A 23,382-nucleotide genomic window follows, 5' to 3' on the forward strand; every position below is an offset into this window, starting at 1 on the left:
GCCCAGGCGTTATCGCCCAGTTGTCCACGGACCGGGCCGACGGGATGCTCCCTTGGGGACGACGCCGACCACCTCGCTCAGCGGGCCCACGGTGGGGCTGGCACACTGAACCTGTGGTGCCGCTGATGGTCGCGGTGGATCAGAACGCGTCCTCATCACTTACGGGCGCCAGTGTCGTGTCGACGTGCGCACTGGTCTTCACCGTCGCGTCGTTCTGGTGGCTCAACGCCCGACAGGGGCGCCTGAAGGCGTGGGAGCCTCATTCCTTCGCGGCCATTGTCCATGGCTCCATGGCACGCCTGCGGCTTCCGCTCGTGCTGCACAACACAGGTCCCAAGCCGATCGTCGTGCAGGACCTCATCCTCACCTTCCCCGACGAGCCCGCCTCGCATCTGCCGCTCCTGTGGGTGTCCTCCCCGTCTCGTCTCCAGCCGGGGCCGGACGAGGAGGTGACGCTGCCGGCCGGATTCGTCGTGGCCGGCAGAGAAGCGCGACAGCTCTTCCTCGAGTTCGAGGCACCGTTTTCCGGCTTCACCCCGGAGGCCCGGGACTACCAGGCCCAGATACAAGTGAGGGTCGGGCACCGCAAGGGGTGGCGACCCCTGCTGACGTTCACCTTGAGGGCCGCCAACATCCTTGATCCCGATCGGTACACCGTCTACGACAACGCGCCCCTCGAACTGACGAAGGAGGACCGGAAAAGGGCAGATGCCGCGCTCACGGAGCTGCTGGACGGGGAAGCGTCCGCCCCGGACGAGCGGGATCGGCGGGACTCCGGAGGCGACGAGGGCAACGCCGGTTCGGGTCGCTAGAGAACGCGCCGCTCAACCAGCGGCCCCCGGAGCTGATGGTCACCTTCCCGGGACCGCGGACTCACCGGCGGCCGACGCCCTGGCCGTCACGATCGGCGGTGAGCCGGCTTTCCAGGCCCGTGATCAGCGTGTCCATGGCGAGGCGGAACATGCGGTCCTGGTCGGGGCCGTCGGGGCCCGCATCCGTGGCGCCACGGTCCGCTTCCCCTGGGCCGCCCTCGCCGGCATCAGGGCCGGGGGGCTTGAGCTTCGCCCACTGGTGCAGCGAGCCGTTGAGTTCGGCGGTCAGGACACCGACGACGACGGCGACCATCAGCGCGGCGATCTCCGGCACCTCTGACCGCGGCACCCCGGCGGCTTCCACGATCGCGGTGAGCGCGGTCCAGAACGGGTCGTCGGGCTGGATGAAGTCCGGCTGGTGGCTGAACGAGTAAGCCATCAGCTTGGGGTGACGGTGCGCCAGCGCACGGAAGTCCGTGGCGAGCAGACGGATGCGCTCCTGCCAGGGGGCGTCCTCCAGCGTCACGGTGCGGAACTGGGCTCCGACCGTTCTCGTCACGCCGCGCAGCACGGCTTCCTTGTTCGAGACGTGGTGGTACAGCGACATCGGGTTCGCATCGAGCGCGGTCGCGAGTTTGCGCATGGTGAGCGCCTCGACCCCGTCCTCGTCGATGAGCCGCAGGGCGGCGGCAAGGATCCCGGCCTCGGTCAGAGGCACGGCTCTCTTCCTCGTTCCCCGCGGAGGATGCGGCTTTTCCATACCCCGTACGTTAGCACTTCCGTACGGCGTATGGAAGCGACTTCGGCCGCGGCGCCCGCCCGCGGCCGCGGTGGTTACGTCCCGCTTTCCATGCGACGTATGGTAATGATTCCATACGCCGTATGGTTCCGCTTTTGCGGCGCGGTAGAACCGACGCCCTTGCCCTTCCCCCTCTCCGTACCAAGGAGCGAGCCATGACCACGCACTCGGCGAACGACCTTCGCCCCATCCGCTCCCCGCGCGCGATCCCCCTCCTCGGCCACACGCCGCAGATCCCCGACACCAACCCGGTGGAGTACTTCAACGAGCTGTCCGAGCAGTTCCCCGAGGGTCTCTACGGCATGGACATCGCCGGCATCGAGCAGGTTTTCGTCTACGACCCGGACCTGGTGGCCGAGGTCTGCGACGAGACGCGGTTCTTCAAGCAGATCGACAAGACGCCCCTGAGTCATGTGCGGGACTTCACCGGGGCGGGCCTGTTCACGGCCCACCAGCACGAGGAGGAGTGGGCCATGGCGCACCGGATCCTCCTGCCGGCCTTCAGCCAGCGCGCCATGAAGGCTTACTGCGGGCAGATGCTGGAGATCGCCCAGAACCTGGTCGGCAAGTGGGAGCGCCGGGAGGGACAGCCGGTGCAGATCACCGACGACTACACCCGGCTCACCCTCGACACCATCGCCCTGTCGGGGTTCGGCTACCGGTTCCGGTCCTTCGACAAGGAGGAGCTGCACCCCTTCCTCAACGCGCTGCTGGAGGCGCTGATCGAGTCGATGCGGCGCTCCCAGGAGCTGCCGGTGATGACCAGGCTCCGCAAGGCGGACGACAGGAGGTACCGCGCCAACGTCCAGCAGATGCAGGACCTGGCCGAGAGCGTGATCAAGGAGCGTCGCGAGGGGAAGGGCACCGGTGAGGAGGACCTGCTCGGCCTGATGCTGGAGGCCACCGACCCGGAGACCGGCAAGCTGCTCGCCGACGACAACGTCCGCGACCAGGTGGTGACCTTCCTGATCGCCGGTCACGAGACCACCAGTGGCCTGCTGTCGTTCGCCACGTACTCGCTGATGCGCAACCCGCACGTCCTGGCCCAGGCGTACGCCGAGGTGGACGGCCTGCTGCCCGGCGACACGGTTCCGGACTACGACACGATCATGCAGCTCGACGTCATCCCGCGCATCCTCGAGGAGACCCTGCGCCTATGGGCTCCCATCCCGATGATCGCCAAGGCGCCGATCGACGACACCGTCATCGGCGGCCGGTACGAGCTGAAGAAGGGAACCAGGGCCAACCTCCTCATGGGCGCGCTGCACTCCCACCCCAAGGCATCATCGGCGCCGGGCCCGTGGGGGTCACGGCCGCCCTCCTGCTCGCCCGGCGCGGCGTGCGCAGCATCGTCCTCGAACGCCACCGGGACATCTACCCCTTGCCGCGCGCCGTCGTCGTGGACGACGAGGTGCGCCGGATCCTGCAACGTGTCGGAGTCCAGGAGGAGTTCGCCGCCCTCGCCCACCCGGCCCGCGGACTGCGGCTGCTGACTGCCCAGCACCGCGTGATCGCCGAGTTCGCGATCCCGGCACGGACAGCATGGCTTCCCGCAGACCAGCATGTTCGACCAGCCCGACCTGGAACGCCTGCTGCGCGATGCCCTGGCGCGCCGCCCGGAGTGCGAGCTGTGGGGCGGGGTGGAGGCCGTGTCGGTCAGCCAACCGGCCGACGGTGCGGCTGCGGTACGGGTGGCCTTCCGCCGCGACGGCGGCGACCCGGTGGCGCCGGGGACGCGTGTTCCTGCTCGGCGATGCCGCCCACCTCACCCCGCCTTTCGTCGGACAGGGACTGTGCGCGGGTCTGCGGGACGCCCACAACCTCACCTGGAAACTCGCCCGGGTACTCCAACAGGACGCGAACGAGGATCTGTTGGACACCTACGAGCGTGAGCGCAAGCCGCACGGCCGCCATGTGATCCGCGTCGCGGCCTGCCGCATCCCCGGCGTGACCGCGACGCTGAGCCGCGACCTCAGCCCCGCCCTGACCACCGGCCCCCTGGTACGGCGACGTCCCCGGCTGACCGGCCGCCCGCTGTCCGGCACCTTCTGCCCGCAGCCCTGGGTGCTGCACGACGGCAGGCGAGTGCGCCTCGACGACGTCCTCGGGGACTCCTTCGCCGTCCTGACCGCTGTGCCGCTCAGCCCGCGGATGACGGCCGTGGCCACGGCACTGGGCGCGTCCACGCCTGGGCGACGACGGCGCCCTGGCCGCGTGGCTGGCACGCGGCCGGGCGGACGCCGTCCTGCTGCGCCCCGACCGCGTCGTACTGGACACGGTCCCCGCGGGCGCCGGCGACTTCACCGACACCACAGCCTGGGCACCGCTGCTGCACACGACCCGCCGCCCCACCGCTGCCGGTCCCGTCCTCTGACGAGGAGCACCCCGCCACGACCACCCCGCACTCCGCGCCGCGCCCAGAACCGTTCCACCCGCCCGGCCCGCGGACGGCGGCCGGCAGCGGTATCCCGGCTACCACCGGCCTCCCCGACGCGAGGAGCAGCCATCAGTGGCCGCTGAGGCCGGCTGGGCGTTCAACTCGAATGCGCGCGCGCCATGGCGAACCCCGCAAGGGTGGACGGCCACGGCCTCCCACCCTTGCGGGAGATCAACGCTACTCGTCCTCGTCGCAGCCGTTGTCGAACGCCTCGTAGGACTTCTGATACGCCGCTTCGTAGGCGACGTTGTACTTCTGGTAGTCCTTCAGCTTGTACTTACTCTTCTTTGCTTCAGGATTGTCGGACTTCCCCCAGTTGCAGTGACTGCCGTCCTTCTTCCCGGCCTTTTCCCCGTCCAGCGCACCCTGTGCGCCAGGGCTCTTGGCGGCGGGGGCCTGCGGGGCGGACACCGCCGGACCCTGGATGGCGGCGGCTGCCGCCTGCGTCATCAGCGCCGGCGAGCACAGAAGTGCCGCTGCGGCGAGAGGGCTCGCCAGGACCACGATGCATCGTTTCGCGTGCATAGTTATCCTCTGCTTTCGTGAGGGGACGCGCACAGGGATCCTCGCCCCGGCCAGGATGCATCCCGTGCGCGAGGTGTCCGGAGCGGTATTACGCGTGATCCGCTGAGCACCATGAGAGCCGGTGGATTCCGGCTTGCGGCGCCAATTCCTCCGTGCGGACTTGACTACTCCTGCACGTGCGGTGTCTGCCCTTCGACCGTAACGAGCGGCATCTGCGGTGTCCACTTATGGCCTACTGTGCGTAATTGACGCCTCAACTGTGCGGCGAAGTCGTCATGGGCCGTCGCGACGGCGACATCGATACGACACCGCGAGCGCCCGAACTCTCCGGCCCGCGCTCCACCCGCCCAGGACGTAGCAGCCGCGACCGGGCACTCCGCCGGGCCTCCCGACTCCCCCCGCGCCATGCGGCCGACTCACATCTGCTCGTGGGACACGCCGGTGTACCCGTTCAGCGGCGACGGTGGCCGAAGACGACCAGCCGCAGCAGGGCGAAGCGCAGCACCGTCATCAGGGCGAAGCTCGTCACCAGCACCAGGGCCTCCGATGCCGGTGAGGCTGTGGGCCGGGAGCGGCGGAAAAGCAGGACCGCCCCGGTGGTCACCACGTAGGCCAGGACGAACAGGACGCCTGCCGCCAGATGAGCCCGAAGGGCCCGGACCGGAGAGTCGCGGAAGGTCAGTCGCCGATTGGCCTCGGTATTGAGGACGGTGATGGCGAGAAGGGACGCGAGGTTGGCCACCGGGGGAGTGGCCCAGTGCCGCAGCAGCAAGTACAGCAGAGCCTGCCCCGCGGTCGAGGCGACGCCGATGACGACGAACCAGCCGGCCTGTCGGTTCAGCGTGGTGCGGCCGGGCCGGACGGAGGCGCTGGGCCGTGTGCTGAGGCGTCGCACCCGACCATCATGCAGCCCGGCCGCGGCGGTCCGTGGGACCACCGGAACCGGCGCTTCGACCATTCGGCTGGGCACAGGCGCCCAGATGGACCTCTCGCCACGGGCAGCCGACCCGGCCTGTGTCAGCTTGTAGGTGTCCTGCCGTCAGGCGGGGAGCGCGGTACCGGAGCTGTCCCGACGTAAGAGCGACTCGGGAACTGGAGGAGACGGCCGATGGCGAGTGGCGGACGGCCATCGGGGCCAGCTCCACCGGGTGGGCGACAGCCCGGGCGACCGGAAGACGGGCGTCCCGGCGCCCGTCGTGAGCGCGTCGGCGCCGGCGCGGGGGCTGCTGCGGCGGCGGTCGCCGCTCGTACCAGGTCGGCCGCGCGACGCATCGGCCGGATGCCTCCGCCGCCCGGTCCGTTCCGTCCCGGGTTCTGGCGCAGTCCGATCCGCGGGCCCTGGCTGACGTCGGTGTTCGGCCTGGCGCTGCTGATCGGCATCCCCCTGCTGTTCGTCACGGGGCTGCTCTCCTACGCCTCCTACAACCCCGCGCTGAGCCCCCTCAACGACGAGACTCCCGACAAGGGTGTGCTGGGCTTCTACCTCTTCAGCTGGCCCACGCACCCGTACTGGCTGTACCGGCTGCTCCAGGGCCTGCACGTGACGCTCGGCGTGATCCTGGTACCGGTGCTGCTGGCCAAGTTGTGGTCGGTCATCCCCAAGCTGTTCGAATGGCTGCCGGTGCGCTCCGCCGCCCACGGCCTGGAGAGACTGTCCCTGCTGTTGCTGGTCGGCGGGGTCATCTTCGAGTTCGTCACCGGCATCCTGAACATCCAGCTGTACTACGTCTTCCCGGGCTCGTTCTACCGCCTGCACTTCTACGGCGCCTGGGTGTTCATCGCCGCCTTCGTCGTCCACGTCGGCCTCCGACTCGGCCGGATGACACGGTCCCTGCGCTCGCGCAGCCTGCGCGCCGAACTGCGCACCGGCCTCGCCGGGACCGTGCCCGAACCCCCCGACCCCGACGGTCTGGTGGCGGCCGCCCCCGCCCCGCCGACGATGTCCCGCCGTGGCGCGGTGGGCATGGTGGGCGCGGGATCGCTGCTCCTGCTCGTCGTGACCGCCGGGCAGAGCGTCGGCGGCTGGTGGCGGGGCACCGCCCTCCTGGCACCGCACGACCGCGATCCGGCCGGCGGCCCGAACGGCTTCCAGATCAACAAGACGGCGGCGGCCGTCGGCGTCACGCCCGCGCTCGTCGGCCGGGACTGGCGGCTGGAGGTGCACGGAGGCGGGACCCCACTGATCTTCACCCGCGAGCAGCTGCTGTCCATGCCCCAGCACACCGCTGCCCTGCCGATCGCCTGCGTGGAGGGGTGGTCCACCGACGACCAGCACTGGAGCGGGCCCCGGCTGGCCGACCTCGCGGCCATGGCCGGGCTGCCCGACGCCGGAAGCGTGCTGGTCGAATCCATCCAGCCGCCCGGACCCTTCACCAGGGTCATGCTGCGGGGAAATCAGATCCGCGACACCCGGGCACTGCTCGCCCTCCGCGTCAACGGCTCTCCCCTCTCGCTCGACCACGGCTACCCGGCCCGCATCATCGTCCCGGCCAACCCCGGCGTGAACAACACCAAGTGGGTTCACCGGCTCACCTTCAGGGCGTGACCATGGCACGATTCGTCCGCTGGTACGGCTCCGGCCCCCTGCACCTGCTGGTCCTGATCGCCTCGTTCGCCCTCACCGGGTACACCATGGTGCGCCTGTTCGACGTCCAGCCGCTGGAGGTGGCGCTCTGGTTCGTCGGAGCGGCCGTCCTCCACGACCTGATCCTGCTGCCCCTGTACTCGCTGGCCGACCTGTCGGCCCTCTCCGTACTGCGCCACCGTGCCGCCGGCGGACCCACGGTGCCGTGGATCAACTACCTGCGTGTCCCCACCTTCCTCTCCTGTCTCCTCCTGCTGGTCTGGTTCCCCCTCATCCTGCGGCTGGCGACTCCCTACTCCCGTGACACCGGGCTGTCCGACGGCGTCTACCTCGGCCGGTGGCTGGCGATCACCGGCGTGCTCTTCGCCGCCTCCGCGACCGCCTTGGCACTCAGGCTTCGCCGCGTGCGCCGGGCAGGCAGCGCCGCCGAAGACGCTCCGCCCGATCCCGGGCGGGGCACCGCCCCGTGACGACCGGCGAGGACACGGCGTACGGTCCTGGCGAGGACCCCTACGCGCTGGCTCTGCGACCCGGCCGCGGGCCGGTGTACCTGCGATCGGCGGACGGGCGCCGGATCCGGATGCCGGTGCACCGCTGGTTCGCGTCGCCCACGGCGGCCGACCAGACGGTGCTGGACTGCTGCGTCGGCCCCGTCCTCGACGTCGGCTGCGGGCCGGGCCGGTTGTGCAGAGAACTCCTGAACCGGGGGGTCTTCGCCCTCGGCGTCGACATCGCACCTCGCGCGGTCGCCCTGACCACCGCCCTGGGCGGACTCGCGCTCTGCCGGTCGGTGTTCGACCGGCTGCCCGCCGAGTCGGGCTGGCAGACGGTTCTGCTCATCGACGGGAACATCGGCATCGGGGGCGATCCCCGTGGTCTGCTGCGCCGCTGTGGCGGGCTTGTCAGCACCACGGGGCGCCTCGTCGTCGAGGTCGACCCCGACGACGTCGAAGAGTTCTGCACCGCCTGGATCGAGGACATCCACGGCAACAGCGGTCCCCCCTTTCCGTGGGCGCGGCTCGGACGGCAAGCGCTCCGCAGCGTCGCCGAGGACATCGGCCTCAGCGTCACCGACCAGTGGACGAGCGGACACCGGTCCTTCGCCGCACTCACCCACCGGTGATCGCCTCGGACCACCTGGGCCAGCTCCACCGGCGGTGAGCCGTCCTCGGTGAACGTCACCGTGGTGACCATGTCCGTGCTGGCCGTGCCCAGGAACAGCTTGTACAGGTCGCCCCCCGGTACGTGCCGTTCGGCGCGCCGCCGATGATCTCGACCAGGGCCGGATGGAGACGCGTGGCGGTCCATGGACAGGGAAGACCTCCTCGCGGGAGTCAGTGGTGGAAACCGTCACCGTGGGGACCGTGCCGGTGGTCACGGTCGTCGCGGTCGTCGCGCCGGTCATCGTCGTCGTGGTCGTCGCGCACGGGTGGGAGGTCGACGGTGTCGCAGTAGATCACCGGCCCGGGAGGCCCGGCCGGGGTGGGGCCGTCGGACGGGATGCCCTCGGTCTCCATGACCAGCAGCCGCAGGGGTACCCCGCGCCGCACGGGCGGGACCGGTACCGAGCCCGTGTAGGACGGCCTGTTGGACGACTCCGCCTCGACCGATGTGAGCAGGGTCACGGTGTCCTCGAGGGTCACCCAGCCGAGGTCCTTGTCGCTGACAAGGCCGTGCCGGCGCTGCAGCGTGGCGGTGATCTGCGGGCGCAGGGAGCCGGTCGGGTCCCAGGAGGGGCCGGTGAGGCTGACCGAGAGCGGCCGGCCGGGCCGGACCGTCAGTTCCCGGTCGGGCAGGGTGCGGACCAGGTCGGCGAGGACGACCGGTGAGATCTCGGCTCCCCTGATCGACTCGGGCTGGTACCGGACCAGGGCGAGCCGGACGAAGGGCAGACAGGTGTCCCCGGTGTCCAGGTCGAGGTCGAAGAACCAGCGGCCGTCCTTCTCGTCCTTGTCGAACTGTGGGGCGAAGCCCACGACCGTCACGGGGAGCGGGCCGGTGGGCAGGGGCAGAGAGAGCTGCCTGGGCTCGCCCACCGCGTTGGTGAACATCTCCGGGGGCGGGGCCACGACGGGCGCGGAACGGTGGAGGGGGTCGCGGCCCATCAGCGTGACCCAGGCGTCCTGTACGGACGCCGGGTCGCCGCCGGGCGGCTGTCCGAGGACCACGCCGAGCAGTTCACCGTCTCCGGAGGAGTACCAGGGGCGGCCCACGTACACCCGGATGCCTCCACCGCGCCGGCGCCGGACGATGGCGCCGGACGTCCCGTGGTCCTGCTCCAGGGAGAGAGTGGGGACGCAGTACAGGACCCGCGGTGCCGTGGGCGCCGCACTGCTGGGCACCGAGTGCTCCTGTGAGGCGCCCTGGACGGTCAACGCGCTCGCGCCGGGCTCGGCGAGCCCCGGCGGGAAGTAGTCGCCGAACCGGGTCCCCGCCAGGGGGCGGTAGCGCACCACGCGGTGTCTGGTGTCCCCGAACTCGTGCTTCTCGATGAGGGGCGGGGAGTCCGCCGTGGCCTTGTCCTCGGCCGCCTTGGTGCTGAAGGTGAGGACGCCGTTCTGGAGGACGTCGGGATCCGCGCCGGGGGTGCCGGCCCGATGGGCCCTCGCCGTCAGCAGTCCGAACACCGGCGCGGTCAGCTCCTGGGTGGCGCGCCCGTCGGGGCCCGCGTCCGTCACCTCCGTCCACTGCGCGACCAGATCGATCCGGCCCGTGCTGTCCTCGTCCAGAGCGATGGTGCCGGCGAGATGTTCCGCCGTCGCCTTCGCGGCGCGTTCGGTCGCCGCCGGGAACAGGTTCAGGACGGGAGTCCTCAGCGGCTTCTGGACCGCGTGCACGAGAGTCAGCTCGTGCCAGGGAGTGAACATCCAGTGACGACCGGCCGCGGCGAGTTCCAGCGCACGCTCGGCCTTCCGCAGCTCCGCCGTCCTCTGCGCCTCGGCCTCCTCCGCCGACTGCGGCGCGAATCCGGGCTCCGGCTCCGGGAGCTCCTTGCACCACGCGGCCATGCCCATGAGATCGGCGTCGAAGTCGATGCCGGAGCACACGCGGACGGTGGCCACTGCGCCCTTGGGCAGCGACACGGTCAGCACCCGGGACGATTCGTCGAAGTGGGGCGGCGCGGTTCCCTCGGCCAGCCTCAGCCGGAAGGACTTGGGGCGGTGCCAGACGTCGCCGTCCCAGGGGACGAGGAAGGGCTTCCCGGCGGGCATCCCCGGCAGGTCCAACAGGACGGCTCCGATGGCCAGAGGGTCGGGGAGGCCGCGCATCTCGACCTGTTCCCCCGTGTGCAGGGCGGTCACCGCCGGATGCTTGGGGTCCGCCGCCGGTGAGGGGACGGGCTCCAGACGAACGCCCGGACCGGGGTCGTCCAGGGAGTCCCTCTCGCGTACGGCCAGTTCGTAGACCGCGTTCTGTACGGCGTGGTCGGTGGAGCCGATCGCTTCGTCCAGCAGACCGTGCCACTCCACGCACCGCAGCGATGTCTTCGGCGCCACCACATGGCGCTCGTCGACGCCTTGGTAGGGGTCGTGCCCTTGCTGGGTGACCAGCGGCGACCGGTTGAATTCCGCGGCGTACTGCTCCGCCGTGCTGCCGGTCGCCGGGGCCGGCCGCGAGCCGGGGCCGCAGTCGACGGTGAAGCCGGCCTTGCGGCCCAGCTCGGTCAGGGACTGGCAGCCGGGTGTGCCGTCGGCGTCGCGCCCGGAGAAGCCCTGGTCCCGTTGTTCTTCGGCGTAGGCGGCCCTCGTCCGCTCGCCGAAATTGCCGTCCGCGCCGCCCACCAGGTGGTGCCCCACGGCCATCAGGGCCTTCTGGACGACGACGATGTCGGCGTTCGTCAGCTCGGGCCGGACATTGGCCAGCGAGACCCTCGTCGTCCCGTTTTCCCCGGGGACGGGAGGAGCAGCCGGGGGCGGTTGGTCCCCGGGGCTGCTGCGAATCACCATCCGGAAGGTGGAGGCGCCCTCGGCGAGCGGCAGTCTCGGTACCACCGCCGGCGCCGGCACCGCCTCGAAACGCTGGAAGACGAGCGGCGGATCAGGGGCCGCCACGCCGGGCAGGCCCATCAGGGCATCGGCCTGTGCGAGGTCGAGTCCGTTGCCCGCGAGGTCGACGGTGCGCAGCCGTACCAGGTACGCGTGGCCGTACCGCAGGGTCGGCAGGGAAGCACCGGCCGCCTTGACCGTGATCTCCAACGGCACACCCGGCGGCGCCTGGTTCCTCGGTGGCACCGGAGGGTTGGGAGCCCTCTGGGTGTCGGGGTCTCCCTCGTCGGTGTCCAGCACCAGGCCCGGGAGGGGCGCGGACAGGGACCATCCGCGCCAGACAGCCAGCGTTTCGGGTACGTAGAGCGTCGGATCACTCGGCGGCGAGACCAGGTGGGCCTGGAAGAAACCTTCGTCGGAGGCCGTCAGCAGGAGCCGCCCGTCATCGGGACGCCGGTACTCCACGTCGCGCGCGTGCAGCGAGAACCAACGCTTCCGGTGCTGGTCCCACACGTCCATCCGATGGCCGCGGACCAGGTGCCGGGCGGCGAGCACGGGGGCGGTCGGCCGGTCACCGGGGTCCTCCGGTGCCAGTGGCTGCGCCTGCGCCTGCGCGCGCTGTCGCCGGACCACCGCGTTGAAGTCGTCGTCGTTCTTGAGCGCTTGCCCGAACTCCTGCTGCAGGCCGTCCATGCGCTCGTCCCGGATCAGCGAGATGCCGTGGCTCCGCACCGGGGACAGCCCCTCGGCATCGTCGGGGACCCCCAGCATCTTGAGCGCGGCGCCGTCGACGTCCGCCTGCTCCACGGAGAAGCCCGACGCGAGCGTGACGAGGCCGTGGGCCGGCGTCGGGAGCGGGTCGGCAGGCGGGTCGCCGTCGGACGGTGGCGGCGCCGCGGGGAGGAAGACGCGGCGGCGGGGGCCCGGGGGATTCGAGGGGAGCGGGTCCACGTCGCCGAAGAAGTAGCGGGTGAGGCAGGGGACGTCGTACGAGTCGGGGCCCAGTGCGGAGTCCCAGTGGGGAACGACGGTCAGCAACCGGTTGCCCGCGGAGCCGGGGAGCCCGGACAGTTCGAAGTCCACCACCAGTCCGAGGTGCCGGAGCAGCACGGGGTGGTCACCGAGTGAGGTGAGCATCGTATGGAAGTCGGCGAGCGGTTGCGGCGGAGGCTTCTTCTCCCGGCCGTCCGTCGGTTGTCCGTCGGCCGGCTGATCCGCGGCCAACGGCTCCGTCGCGGTCGGCGACCCGCCGGTCGCGGACCGGGACGCCTTGGAGGGCCTGTGGAACGCCTCCAGGTCCGCCAGCTCCGGCGGAACGGCATCGCCGGTGAGGCCGGCCTTCAGCCCCATCATCTGTCTCGTGCCGGCCGGTGCCTCGGGAAAGTTCCTCGCCGCCGCGGCATAGACGTTTCTGGTGTACCTGCCGACTCGTTTGGCCGAGTAGCTGCGCAAGCCCCGCTTGGGCGCATCGACGGCGTAGGGCTCCAGCGGGGTGCCGTCGTGGAAAAGGCTCGTCCACAGCGTCGTGTCCGGTGCCGGCCCCTGCGGCCGGAGCGGACCGGTGAAGGGAACGGGCGGCGACACGGTGGCGTGCGCGGTGCCGTCGGCGTTGGTTTCGGTGATGGCGTCCGCGGTGGCGAACTCGAAGGTGGCCGCCATGACCTTCTCCGGCCATCTGAGGAAGTCGGGGAAGTCGTGCAGCGTTCCCTTCGCCCCGCCGGGCGTATGCAGCCGAGGGGCCACGAACACCGACACCCGCGCCCGGGTGCCGTCGTCCGAGAGCCTTTCCGGGAGGACCGCCCAGTTGATCTGCTGTTCGAAGGGCATGGACATCACCCGTGGGGTTGGGGGGCGTACGCCGCGCAGAACTCGCGCCAGTACGGCTCAAGCGGGACGCAGTCGGCGAAGGACGGGTCGCCCGGCGCTCCGGAGAAGCTCCGTTCGAGTTCGAGCGTCACGGACTTGCTGAAGAAGGCGATCCGTACGCTGACCGTGAGCGTGCCCCTGCCGCGGACCACCGACTGGTGTCCGTGCTTCTCGTACATGAGCTCGAGAGAGAACTCGACGGACACCGTGACGATGCCCAGCACGCACAGGAAGCCGCTGCAACGTAGATAGCCGGTGAGGGAGACCACATCGATCTCCTTCACTTTGTCCCCCTCTTGAATTTTCTCCTTCCCGAGCATGAAGCGGATGCCCGCCATGATCGAGACTCCACCGCTCGCGATGCCGAGGTTCAGCGCCGCGGCACCGCCGAACTCTATGGCTCCCTCGATCTGCTGTGGGCCATGCGTGTCGACCAGCATGGAGAAATAGCCGCCGCCACCGAGCAGGGACACGGTGACGGTGAAGGGGTGCTTCCGCTCGGCGACGGAGAAGCGGAACGACACGGCATCGTTGAAGGGAATGTCCAGCTCGGCGGCCAGTGAGACGTTCGACAGGGTGAAGATGCCGATGCCGAGGGCCGGGAGCGCGAACTTGTACCCCGCCCGGACACCTTTCTCGTCGACGTCCACGTAGGCACCGGATCCGAAGACATCAGCGGGCAGCGCGCTGCGCAAGGTGTTGATGAACTCCAGGCTCTCCTCGAACTTCAGCTCGAGACCACTGGCCGTGATGTCGGGCTTCCTCCCCGGGCCGGACCTGAACGTCAGCTCGTCGATGTGCACCTGGGCGATCTTGAAGAAGTCCAACGCGAAGTCGGTCAGTGTCCCCTGCACGGTGGCCTTGTTCACGGCGTCCTGCGAGCGGACGGTCCGGGCGTCCAGGGTCAGCGTGGCCTTGTCCAGGATGACCGGCAGCGGCACTGTGCCGGGCTGTGGTTCCGGCCGCTCGCCCAGCTTGGTCTTCCATACGTAACGCAGTTCTTTGCCCTGGCCGTCGACCAGGTCGCGGACTCGCAGCACCGGGGCGGGCAACAGGCCCTTGGCGTCGTGCAGGATGGCTTCGATCTGCGCGTCGTCCAGTTGCTGGAGCGTGCCGTGGTGATCCTGCGGGATGTCCTGCAGGAACTGGTCCAGGGGAACCACGCCGAGCAGCGTCGCTCCGGCGAACGCCGCCTTCATGCCGGTCAGGTCGATCCCGGGGACGGTTGTCCCGTCCTGGTCCTTCTTGAAGACGTCCGGGACGACGCCCGCCTGTGCGGTGATCAGCTGGAGCACGGTCTTCGGGCTGGCGACCCCACCGGCCTTCTCCGCACCGAGTGCGAGCGTGACCGGGCTCAGGAGAGCGAGGTAAGCGCCCGCCGGGTGCGCCTCCATGGTCCGCTCGAGGTACGTGTCGTCGAACACGACTGCCCTGTCACCGGCGTTCCCGGTGAACTGCTCGACGGCCTGGACGCGTACCCGGGCCTCCTGCACGTACGGCATGCCGACCATGTAGCGACCTTTGTCCGCGTCGGCGGCGCGTACGAAGGTGCCGAGCCCGAAGGTCAGGTCACCGACCGGGTGGCTGGTGCTGCCGGGAGCATCGGCCGGTGGTCGCGCCATGGCCATCACCTGGCCGTCCAGCGGGCATGTCATACGGCTGGGCTTCTCCCGGTACAGCCTCTTCAGCAGCGTCTCGGTGTCGATGAGAGGTGGCTGTTCTCCGTGTGCCGGAAGCGGTGGCTGAGGATCGACGAGTTGTCCGTCGGGCACGAACACCAGCGGCATCTTGAAGCTGACCTTCCTGCCCTCGCAGTCCGTGCCGATCAAGGTGAACCGGTAGTCGCTTCCGTCGCTCAGGAGTTGCACCCAGAAAGCGACGTTGTCCCTGATCGGCGCGTTCGGATCAGGCGGCTGCTGCGCGTTCGGGGAGGGCTGCTTGATCAGCGGTGTGACGCGGTCGGTGATGCGCAGGCTGAGGAAGGGCATCTCCCGTCCCGCGTGCGTGTAACGGCGCTCCTGCTCGTACGACACCTCCGGCTGCTTGACGATGATGCGGTCCTCCCGCCGCAGGTAGGCGACGATTTCGTCGTGCCGACTCGCGGCGAACACCCGCCGGAACTCCCGGACGTGGGACGCGAGATGACCAGTGCTCAGGCGGCCCCGGGTGACGACGCGTACGTACTGGTCGCGTCCCAGGCCCGTGATGTGGTCGTACGCCTCCAGACTCGGGAAGCGCCGCCCGGCTCTCAGGTAGCCGGGCTCGTCGCCTGGGGACGGTGCCGCCCAGGCGCCGTGCAGGTGGACCGATGCGCCGAGCGGTGTCACGATGAACTGCTCGGACATCAGCGGTGCGCTCGGGACGTTGATGGACGGGCCGCCCGGGGGAAGGAGTTCTGCCGGGCCGGTGAGAGTGACGAGGTCCTCGAGGTTGCCGGGGCTGAGCGGGCCGTCCAGGAGGAGCGGCCCCCGGTCCCCTACCGCCGCGAAGGCCCGCAGCTGGACGTCTCCGTCCTGTGTGCCGTGCAGTCGCGCGTGCCACAACGCGGCGCGTCCGTTGGCCTGGTGGGGCATCGGCCGGCTCAACCAGCCCACCTGCTCGTCGTAGGTGAGCAACAGTCGGGTGGGGAACTCTAGGACACTTCTGGGTACTTCCCTGAAGACCGGCGAGCCTGGGGTGTCCGGCATCTGCACGTCGGTCGGTACCCTCAACGGCAGGAGTCGCTCCCAGTCGAGCAGCGCCTCCAGTGACAGGTCCAGGCCGTTCAGCTCTGTCGGCACCGAGAAGGCCAGCGTCGTCGGACCTGCGGTGAAGGCTTTCACAGGCCCGGACGGGGGTCCACTCCCCACCGGGAAGGACTGTTCCACGACGTGCTGCGGCGGCAGTACGGCCAGGACGAACGCCGGTGCACCCGGGTGCACCGGCACCAGACGGTGACCCTCCAGGTGCAGATTGACCAGGCTGATGTCGACGACGAGCATGTCGGCCGGCCTCACCACCCGGTACGGCCCCTCGGCAACGTCCTCGACGTCCGCCGGACCGGGGTCCGGCGGCCTCTCCGGGCCGGGGCCGTGCGGGCCTGGGCCGGGGCTGTGCGGGCCGCGGGGCCGGTCTCCGTCGGAACCCCGGCCGCCACCGGAGGGGCGGCGCCCGCCGAAGCCACCGCCACCACCGCCGCCGCCACCGCCGTGGTGGCCCACGACGGGAAGGGCAGGCAAGTCGTCGAAGGGCCTCGGGGTGACAGGACGTGTCGTGTGGAAAGCCATGAGGAAACGCCTCGTTCGAGGTCGTGAGAGTTGTGTGCGGACGTGCGCCGACGCCACTCGCCTCTCCCTCGATTTTCACCCGGGTGGCGTACTCCTGCCACTGGGGCCGCGGGGCGGTAGCAGCATTTTTGACGTCAACCGGTGACGGTTCAACCGAATCTGTCGGTACATCAGTCCGCGACGGCCGCGAGGGCCCCGTCGGACGTCAGGGAAACGTCACCTTCACCGCTGTGCCTCTGGGAACGGTGGCTCCGTTGGCCGGGCCTGGCGGGTATTGGCGGCCGGCGCCACGGACCGTCCCGAGTCGGGTGCCGGCTCGAGCTTCAGCGTGGTCGCGCCCAGCTTCACGGCGGCCTGATCCCTGCCGCACCTGATCAGGTCGGGCACCACTTCCTCCGTGGAGATCCCCCGTGTCTCGAGTCTGGTCGCCGGTCGATGGGTCCGCAAACCGCGAAGTTGCACGGTCCCGTCGCGTCGGCCGAGACTGATGTCGAGAGGCTCACGGTGACTTCCCCTCCCGAATTGCGACTGCTCGGCCGTTTCCAGCTGGAATGCGAAGCCGAGCCCGTCGCGCTGTGCCGCAACGGGCAGCGTCTGCTGGCATTCGTCGCGTTGCGCAGACACGTGTCCCGTACGGTCCTCGCCGGGACGCTATGGCCCGAGGTCACCGAGGAGCACGCCAGGGGCAGCCTGCGCACCACCCTGTGGAAGCTGTCGCGTGGTGAGCAGCCGCTGATCCGGTGCTCCGGGGACTCGCTCGTGACTGCCGACGCCCTGCAGGTCGACGTGGACGCCTTCACCGAGACGGCACTCGGTGTCGTCCAGGGCTGCGGGCCGCCGCTCACCACCCGGCTCCCGCTGGGAACGCTGCGGGGGGAGGACCTGCTGCCGGGCTGGGACGAGGAATGGGTACGGCTGGAGCGCGAACGCCTGCGGCAGTTGCGGCTGCACGCCCTCGACGCGCTGGCTGAGGCGCTCGTACGCGAGGGCAGGCCGGCGCTCGCCCTGGAGGCGGCGTGGGAGAGCGTGCGGACGGAACCGCTCCGGGAGAGCGCACACCGGGCCGCCGTCTCCGCGCACCTCGCGGAAGACAATCTCACGGAGGCGGTCCGTCATTATCGCTGGTTCCGGCGGTTGTTGCGGGAGGAGCTGGGGGCGGAGCCCTCCCCTCGGTTCACACGGATGCTGGCCCGTCACGGGTGGCACCTCCCGGGCGGGTGACGCCGGATTGACGCCGGGCTGACGGCACGTCCGTAGCCTCGACATGCCGATCCTGGAGGACCGCATGGCACCGACCCCGAAACTGCCGATCGTCTACGTCCGGGGATATGCCGGCGACACCGCCGGCATCGACAAGGTGGTCACCGACCCCTTCTACGGGTTCAACGAGGGCTCCACACATATCCGTATCGGACCGGACGACGCTCCGTGCTTCTACGACTTCGAAAGCCCCCTGCTCCGTCTCCACCTGGACGAGGGCTATCGGATCCTCGTCGACGGCGGCCAGGCGCTCTACCTCGCCGGCCATGACAGCATCCCGCCGGACACCATCTGGATCCACCGTTTCTACGACGCGTGCGCGACCACCTGGGGCGGTAGCCCCCGTGCGTTCCGGCTCGAGACGGCCGCGGAGGACCTGCTGCGGCTGATCGACACGATCCGGGCGAAGTCCGGAGCGGAGCGGGTGCATCTGGTCGCCCATTCCATGGGCGGCCTGGTGTGCCGCTGCCTGATCCAGAAGATCCTCCCGGACCTCGGCCGCGATCCGGCCGACTGCGTGGGCAGGCTCTTCACCTACGGCACCCCGCACGGTGGCATCGCGTTCGACGTCGGCCTCGGCGTGCTGGAGCGGCTGCGTGACGTCACCGGCATCAACGGGGCGGACATCTTCGGGCGTGAGCGCATGTACGAGTACCTGACGCCGAAAGCGCAGACGGACCCCGACGGTCCGCCGCCGGGATGGGACGCCCGCGCGATGCCCGACGAGGGGACGTTCCACGCCCCCGACCGCGTCTTCTGCCTGATCGGCACCGACCCGACCGACTACGACGTGGCGCACGGCCTGTCGGCGGCCACGGTCGGGCCGCGCAGCGACGGTCTGGTGCAGATCGACAACGCGTACGTTCCTGACGCCCACCAGGCGTATGTGCACCGCAGTCACAGCGGACGCTACGGACTGGTCAACTCCGAGGAGGGGTACCAGAATCTGCGGCGCTTCCTGTTCGGAGACTGCAAGGCGGAGGCCGCGCTCGTCGGTGTCCGGCTGCCGCAGCGGGCCGACACGGTGTGGCAGGCCGAGGTCCGGCTGTCGGTCCGCGGCCTGCAGATCGTCACGCACGAGCGGACGAGTGCCCACTGGTGCCCCCTCCAGTTGCCGGACGGCGGCGCGGACGACGGGGCCACGGTCCCCCTGATGCAGACGTTCCTGTGCAGCGGCCTCCGGCCGGACGACACGGGCAGCATGCGGTACGCGCTGCACCTGCGGATTCTGTCGCTGCGGCGCCGTGGCGGTCTGCTGAGCTTCGAGGACCATCTGGAGCAGACCGCCGACTTCGACGACATCCTCGTGATCGATGTCCGCGCCGACCCCGCCGCCCCGGTACCCGCGGTCTCGGCCGCCTGGAACTCCGCCATCACCGGCCCGATCAGCGCCTACCGGCCCGACGGCCACGCCCTCCACGACGACGACCCCACCCCCGGCTCCTGGGTCGGCCACGTCCCCCTGCCCGCCACCGCTGCTCCGATCCTGGGGGAGGAAGCGCGGATCAGGCTCACCGTGGCCCTCTGGGGCTGACGACACGAAACGGAAGCGAGCCGGTCATGGTCTCCCTGTCCAACGTCCGTCCCGGCAAGAACAACGACGACGTCCGCATCGTGCAGAAGGCCCTGATCGCTCAGGGCCACCCGATCCCCGGCGGCCCCACCGGATTCTTCGGCGAACAGACCAGGGCCGCCTACCGCGCCGAACAGCTCGCCCAGGGCTACACGGCAGCCGACGCCGACGGCATACCCGGCTACGCCTCCCTGAGCGCACTCGGCAAACGCGCCGGCTTCACCGTCGACCGCCCGAACGCCTCCGGTGCCGGACGGGTGCCGTCGCCCGTGCCGGGGCACAAGGTCACCTTCGCGTTCTTCTCGCGGGGCCCGTACGCCTGGAAGCCGGACGGCGTCGGCCGCCACACGGGTGAGGACTTCGCCGCGCCGACGGGCGCCCCCGTGGTCGCCGTACGCAACGGAACCGTCGCCTGGTCGAACGGCAAGGGCGGGGCGTACGGCCAGTGGATCGGGCTGAGCGCCGACAACGGTCACGTCTACACCTACTGCCACCTGTCACAGCGGCAGGTGAACGACGGTCAGAGGGTCAGCGCCGGCCAGCAGCTCGGTAAGGTCGGGGCCACGGGCAACGCCACGGGGCCGCATCTGCACTTCGAGATGTCCACAGGCCCCCGGTGGTCCTACGGCAAGGTCGCGAAACCCATCTGGTGAACCGCGCGAGCGCCGGGGAGGTCCCACGTGCGGAATTCGGCCGGCGAGGAGACCGTCGTCACGAGTCCCTGACGCGACGCGCCATGGCGTCGGCGGCCCGGAGCCTCGGTGCGCCGCCCGCCCACTCGCGGCGGAGGGCATCCATGTCACCGTCCCCCGCCGTCGTTCGAGAGCACCGGGTCGAAGGGTTCCTGCAGCGAACTCACGGAGGTCCGCCGTCGCCATCCCGAGGAAACGCGTCCGTTTCCAGTCCGCGATCAGACTCCGTCGGACATCCCGGAGACACGGCAGTACGGTGACAGGATCCTTGCCATGGCTGCCATGGCATCGGAGTCCTCTGTCACCGCATTTCCTCCAACGTTCAACTGTGAACGGCGTCAGGACAGGTAACCGTGACCGTCGTAGAATCCGCCGCTGAAGCCGCGGATCAGACGGCCGTTGCCGGGAAGGACCAGCCGGTGCTACTGACGACGCCGCAGAAATCGGAGAAACATCGCCCACCTTTAGATCAGGCAGGGCCGAATCAACTCCAGGCTACTCTGCCCGGAACACCCCGCAACCGGACTGCCGACGCCGATCGGGCCGGGCTTCCACGATCGCGTGCCGCACAGGACCACACACCGTCAACATGTCGTGCACGCAGGGGGTTTACTCACGATCACGGTCGTCCGCCCAGGTCGCGGTCGGCGGGTCGGCGGCGCACGCTGGATGCAGGGGGATTCCGCCCCGCGCGCCGGCGGCCGGCCCGTGAGGCCGAGCCAAGGAGGTCAGCCATGGGTCACCCCGAACCCCGGCCGGGCGGCACCGAATCGGAGAACCATCCGTGGAGGATCCGCCTCGTCGAGCACCCGAAGCGCTTTGAATCGTCACACTTCCGGGCCGCCAAAGAGACAGCCCACAAGATCCTGCACGCCATGGACGATGCCGACCTGCCGTACGGGCCGAGGCCCGTGGACGGCACGGGGGCGAAGAATTCCGAGCGCTGGGAGATGCACCACGGCGGCAGCCTGTGGGTCAAGGGATCCCGCGGCTGGCTCATGTACCGCGCCCGGGTCGGCATCGAGTGGAGCATGCAGTTCTGCGCCGACCCCGCGAAGGTGGACCGGCTCCGGCAGGACGCCGCCGAACTGGTCGACGCCTTCCCGCTCACGCTGCCCGCGCTGGCGGACATCGGTTACGAGCGTGCCGAGGACCTGCTGCGCACGCCGATCAAGGACGCCGACGACGTCGAGGCGTGGACCGACTCCCTGTTCAACTCGTGCGTGCCCCTGAGCCACGCCAACCACCAGGGCATCCTTCCGAGTGTGCCCGGTGAGCACCACTATCCCTGGCCGGTGAAGGGCGCGGACTTCGTCCGGTACGACGATTTCCAACTGTGGGTGACCCTGCCCGACGGCACCCACGGCGCCGTCGCGCCGGTGGACCGCCGCGGCTCCGGTGACGGGCATGTCCGCCTGGCCTTCGTCCCGGAGGGAAGCGCCGCCGCCCCCACGATCGCCGAGGCCGAGGATCGGGGGCTGATGGCCGTCCTGCCGGCGAACAGCGATGTGGCCTTGCAGGCATTCGCCGAGCAGGTCGCCCCCGGCCGGCGCACCGCGGCCGGCCCGCTGTCGCCCCGCGCACCACGGCGCACAGGCCGGAGCTCCGGCTAGCGGAGCCGGGGCCCCGGTCGATCGTCAGGCTGATGCCGATCGCCCGGGCGATTCGGGCGCCCCAGCTCGACCACATCACCGGGCCAGCAGGACGACGCATGCAAGGGCCTGGACGACGAGACCCATATGACGCCCGGCCTCAAGGCCGCGAAGGACCAGTACGGGAGGACAGCCTCAAGACCCTGGAAAGAGCAGCCGACACCGAACCGGATCGCGCTGGTTCTTCTGGCACAGAGCCCTACTCAACTTGACCACGTGCTGTCGCCACGCCGTCCAAGCCGTCGCCCGCATGCACAAGCTCGCCCTCGCGGCATGACCCATCACGCCCCGGACCGCTGCTTCAGGCCGCTTGATCACAGAGCTGTGCGACACCCTTAGGCGGTGCGTTCACCCTCGACGGACGCCGTGCTTAGTGGTCGGCTCCGGAAGTCCTTCGGGGGTTGACTCCGCCTGACGCCGAGCCAGCTCGGCGCACAGACGGCGTTCATTCCTCACCGCTCATCGGTGGACCAGCGCCGACTTCAGCACAGAGCACGCTGGGTGGCGCGTGATGCCGACAAGCGTGCTTCTACTCTGCCCTGTCGGGGACAGCTCCCAGGGCGTAGAAGGAGATGATGCCGCGCCACGGCGATGGGCCACCCAGCGTTTGGTCAAGGCGCTCTTGCGACGGGTCGAGCGAGCGTCGAGCCGCGTTGACGAACTTCAGGTGTGCCTCCTCCAGCGCGCTGTGAATCGGCCGAAGCTGCTCAAGGTCGGTGGGCTGGCGACCGTGGCGACCGTGGAACAGGAGGGTGAAATCCTCCACGACATCGCAGAGCTCCAAAGTCGCGGCGGCGGCCTCACGGGTTGCGACCAGGCTCAACGACTGCACTCCGGCGTTGAACGGCCCCCAGATGGCAGGGGCAGGCTGGCGCTCCTCAAGGAACGCTTCGCGCAGCTCAGCTTCCACGGCGCCGAACGCCTGCAGAAACCTCTCGTAGGCGACAGTCTGTGTCCCTTGCAGCCACTGCCGATTCTGGCCGCGTCGCCCGACGATCCCGCCAGCGATAACGCCCACGACGGTGGCGGCAACGCCACCTGCGGTGGATATCAGGAGGTCCCATGGGACAGCCAATTGAGTTCCCCTCATGGTGGAAGATCCGGTCGAGCGAGCGCCGTGCTCACAGTAGAGCCTCATGTCCGCGCCGCGCCGCACACGCCGAGCCGCGCTCCACGTTCAGCCTCGTGCCTGCCACACAGCCGGCCATCGTTACCGGATAATCGCGATAATGTGCCGCTGCCGCTGCCGCTGCCGCTGCCGCTGCCGCTGCCGCTGCCGCTGCCGCTGCCGCTGCCTGCCCGATAGCCCTGACCGCTTCCCAGCGCCACCGGCTCAAGAAGATGGCCCACGGCCACAAGACCCCGCATCAGGACCGGCTTGACCTCGTAGGCCGCGTCGTCCATCGGCACCGAGACGAAGACCGGGCCGGTGGGCGGGGCCATCGCGACGTGGATGGCACGGGCGAGGACCGCGGGTACCTCGCTCGCGATGGCCGGCTCGGCCGTCCATTTCACGAACGGACGCGGGACCATGGTGGCGTCCTCGTTGGTCAGGAGTGTCTTCTGATTCTGCATGGTCCGACGCTGGTTGCCCGCGATGACGATGAGCGGCGTCTTGTTCAGGTAGGCGTTGTACAGGGCGCCCATGCCGCTGCCGAGAGAGGGATGTCCCGTATTCCCTGGCGTCGTCCGCCCGTCAGGGAATACGGACTTCCCTCAGTCGCGAATTTAGCAGCGCGAGAGAGAAATCCGGCGTACCCTGCCGCGTCATCCGTTGGTCAGGAAGCGTCGGCTTGGTGGCTCGCCCGGCCCGAGCGATCTCACTACTGCCCGCATCCCGGCATCTACGTACACGTCTCGCGCCGTGTCCATTTTCCCCTCGCCGCTCGCGCTGACCGCAGGCGTCGCGTCAACTGACAATGTAGGACAC

At 69.9% G+C, this 23,382-nt stretch carries 15 protein-coding genes and 2 pseudogenes; 10 read left to right on the forward strand and 7 right to left on the reverse strand.

The features are described 5' to 3' along the window. Positions 1-290 precede the first annotated feature (290 nt). Positions 291-812 (forward strand): hypothetical protein, encoded by a 522-nt coding sequence (locus ACIGYR_RS15915; RefSeq protein WP_399599618.1) that lies wholly within the window; start codon positions 291-293, stop codon positions 810-812. 61 nt (positions 813-873) lie between these two features. On the opposite strand, the gene ACIGYR_RS15920 is transcribed toward ACIGYR_RS15915, so the two are convergent. Further along, the gene (locus tag ACIGYR_RS15920; protein ID WP_399599620.1) at positions 874-1,530 is read right to left on the reverse strand and encodes a TetR/AcrR family transcriptional regulator; all 657 of its coding nucleotides are present in this window, start codon (positions 1,528-1,530) and stop codon (positions 874-876) included. Positions 1,531-1,766: 236 nt separating this feature from the next. On the opposite strand from ACIGYR_RS15920, the pseudogene ACIGYR_RS15925 reads away from it, so the two are divergent. Together ACIGYR_RS15925 and ACIGYR_RS15930 are read left to right on the forward strand one after the other, a co-directional pair. Continuing rightward, positions 1,767-2,831 (forward strand): annotated as a pseudogene (locus tag ACIGYR_RS15925) (cytochrome P450); the annotation flags it as partial. 62 nt (positions 2,832-2,893) lie between these two features. After that, positions 2,894-3,985, forward strand: a pseudogene (locus tag ACIGYR_RS15930) (FAD-dependent monooxygenase). A 240-nt stretch (positions 3,986-4,225) separates the two neighbouring features. On the opposite strand, the gene ACIGYR_RS15935 reads toward ACIGYR_RS15930, so the two are convergent. Continuing rightward, the gene (locus ACIGYR_RS15935) at positions 4,226-4,573 is read right to left on the reverse strand and encodes a hypothetical protein (protein WP_391842540.1); all 348 of its coding nucleotides are present in this window, start codon (positions 4,571-4,573) and stop codon (positions 4,226-4,228) included. 451 nt (positions 4,574-5,024) lie between these two features. Beyond that, complete coding sequence (locus ACIGYR_RS15940; protein ID WP_399599624.1) at positions 5,025-5,468, reverse strand: GtrA family protein; 444 nt, start codon at positions 5,466-5,468, stop codon at positions 5,025-5,027. A 384-nt stretch (positions 5,469-5,852) separates the two neighbouring features. On the opposite strand from ACIGYR_RS15940, the gene ACIGYR_RS15945 reads away from it, so the two are divergent. The 3 genes from ACIGYR_RS15945 to ACIGYR_RS15955 are packed head-to-tail and all read left to right on the forward strand — an operon-like array spanning position 5,853 to position 8,280. Further along, the gene (locus ACIGYR_RS15945) at positions 5,853-7,118 is read left to right on the forward strand and encodes a molybdopterin-dependent oxidoreductase (protein ID WP_399599627.1); all 1,266 of its coding nucleotides are present in this window, start codon (positions 5,853-5,855) and stop codon (positions 7,116-7,118) included. A gap of 2 nt (positions 7,119-7,120) precedes the next feature. Continuing rightward, positions 7,121-7,627, forward strand: coding sequence for a hypothetical protein (locus ACIGYR_RS15950; RefSeq protein ID WP_399600239.1), 507 nt, complete (start codon positions 7,121-7,123; stop codon positions 7,625-7,627). After that, positions 7,624-8,280, forward strand: a complete 657-nt coding sequence (locus ACIGYR_RS15955) for a class I SAM-dependent methyltransferase (RefSeq protein WP_399599629.1) — start codon at positions 7,624-7,626, stop codon at positions 8,278-8,280. The genes ACIGYR_RS15950 and ACIGYR_RS15955 overlap by 4 nt, the downstream gene beginning before the upstream one ends. Before the next feature lie 211 nt (positions 8,281-8,491). Here the strand turns inward: ACIGYR_RS15955 and ACIGYR_RS15960 are convergent, their stop codons facing one another. Beyond that, positions 8,492-12,970: a hypothetical protein gene (locus ACIGYR_RS15960; protein WP_399599631.1), complete on the reverse strand. Its 4,479-nt coding sequence runs from the start codon at positions 12,968-12,970 to the stop codon at positions 8,492-8,494. Positions 12,971-12,975: 5 nt separating this feature from the next. Next, the gene (locus ACIGYR_RS15965; protein ID WP_400014229.1) at positions 12,976-16,008 is read right to left on the reverse strand and encodes a hypothetical protein; all 3,033 of its coding nucleotides are present in this window, start codon (positions 16,006-16,008) and stop codon (positions 12,976-12,978) included. 771 nt (positions 16,009-16,779) lie between these two features. Here ACIGYR_RS15965 and ACIGYR_RS15970 point away from each other — a divergent pair. The 4 genes from ACIGYR_RS15970 (at position 16,780) to ACIGYR_RS15985 (ending at position 21,413) form a co-directional block, all read left to right on the forward strand. Beyond that, positions 16,780-17,496 (forward strand): BTAD domain-containing putative transcriptional regulator, encoded by a 717-nt coding sequence (locus ACIGYR_RS15970; RefSeq protein WP_399599637.1) that lies wholly within the window; start codon positions 16,780-16,782, stop codon positions 17,494-17,496. Positions 17,497-17,560: 64 nt separating this feature from the next. Continuing rightward, positions 17,561-19,069, forward strand: a complete 1,509-nt coding sequence (locus ACIGYR_RS15975; protein ID WP_391842527.1) for an esterase/lipase family protein — start codon at positions 17,561-17,563, stop codon at positions 19,067-19,069. A 26-nt stretch (positions 19,070-19,095) separates the two neighbouring features. Then, positions 19,096-19,761 carry a M23 family metallopeptidase gene (locus ACIGYR_RS15980; protein ID WP_391842525.1) on the forward strand — a complete coding sequence of 222 codons (666 nt, stop codon included), beginning with the start codon at positions 19,096-19,098 and terminating at the stop codon, positions 19,759-19,761. Positions 19,762-20,219: 458 nt separating this feature from the next. Next, complete coding sequence (locus ACIGYR_RS15985) at positions 20,220-21,413, forward strand: DUF6424 family protein (protein WP_399600241.1); 1,194 nt, start codon at positions 20,220-20,222, stop codon at positions 21,411-21,413. A gap of 568 nt (positions 21,414-21,981) precedes the next feature. On the opposite strand, the gene ACIGYR_RS15990 is transcribed toward ACIGYR_RS15985, so the two are convergent. Next, positions 21,982-22,527, reverse strand: coding sequence for a hypothetical protein (locus ACIGYR_RS15990; protein ID WP_399599640.1), 546 nt, complete (start codon positions 22,525-22,527; stop codon positions 21,982-21,984). A gap of 59 nt (positions 22,528-22,586) precedes the next feature. Beyond that, the gene (locus tag ACIGYR_RS15995) at positions 22,587-23,099 is read right to left on the reverse strand and encodes a hypothetical protein (protein ID WP_399599643.1); all 513 of its coding nucleotides are present in this window, start codon (positions 23,097-23,099) and stop codon (positions 22,587-22,589) included. Positions 23,100-23,382: the final 283 nt, after the last annotated feature.

The sequence above is a fragment of the Streptomyces sp. NPDC053076 genome (assembly GCF_044546845.1).
In the GTDB taxonomy this organism is placed as follows: domain Bacteria; phylum Actinomycetota; class Actinomycetes; order Streptomycetales; family Streptomycetaceae; genus Streptomyces.

Coding starts and splice junctions, on each gene's coding strand:
- ACIGYR_RS15915 (WP_399599618.1), top strand. CDS start 291: ATGGCACGCCTGCGGCTTCCGCTCGTGCTGCACAACACAGGTCCCAAG.
- ACIGYR_RS15935 (WP_391842540.1), bottom strand. CDS start 4,573: ATGCACGCGAAACGATGCATCGTGGTCCTGGCGAGCCCTCTCGCCGCA.
- ACIGYR_RS15945 (WP_399599627.1), top strand. CDS start 5,853: ATGCCTCCGCCGCCCGGTCCGTTCCGTCCCGGGTTCTGGCGCAGTCCG.
- ACIGYR_RS15950 (WP_399600239.1), top strand. CDS start 7,121: ATGGCACGATTCGTCCGCTGGTACGGCTCCGGCCCCCTGCACCTGCTG.
- ACIGYR_RS15960 (WP_399599631.1), bottom strand. CDS start 12,970: ATGCCCTTCGAACAGCAGATCAACTGGGCGGTCCTCCCGGAAAGGCTC.
- ACIGYR_RS15975 (WP_391842527.1), top strand. CDS start 17,561: ATGGCACCGACCCCGAAACTGCCGATCGTCTACGTCCGGGGATATGCC.
- ACIGYR_RS15980 (WP_391842525.1), top strand. CDS start 19,096: ATGGTCTCCCTGTCCAACGTCCGTCCCGGCAAGAACAACGACGACGTC.
- ACIGYR_RS15995 (WP_399599643.1), bottom strand. CDS start 23,099: ATGGGCGCCCTGTACAACGCCTACCTGAACAAGACGCCGCTCATCGTC.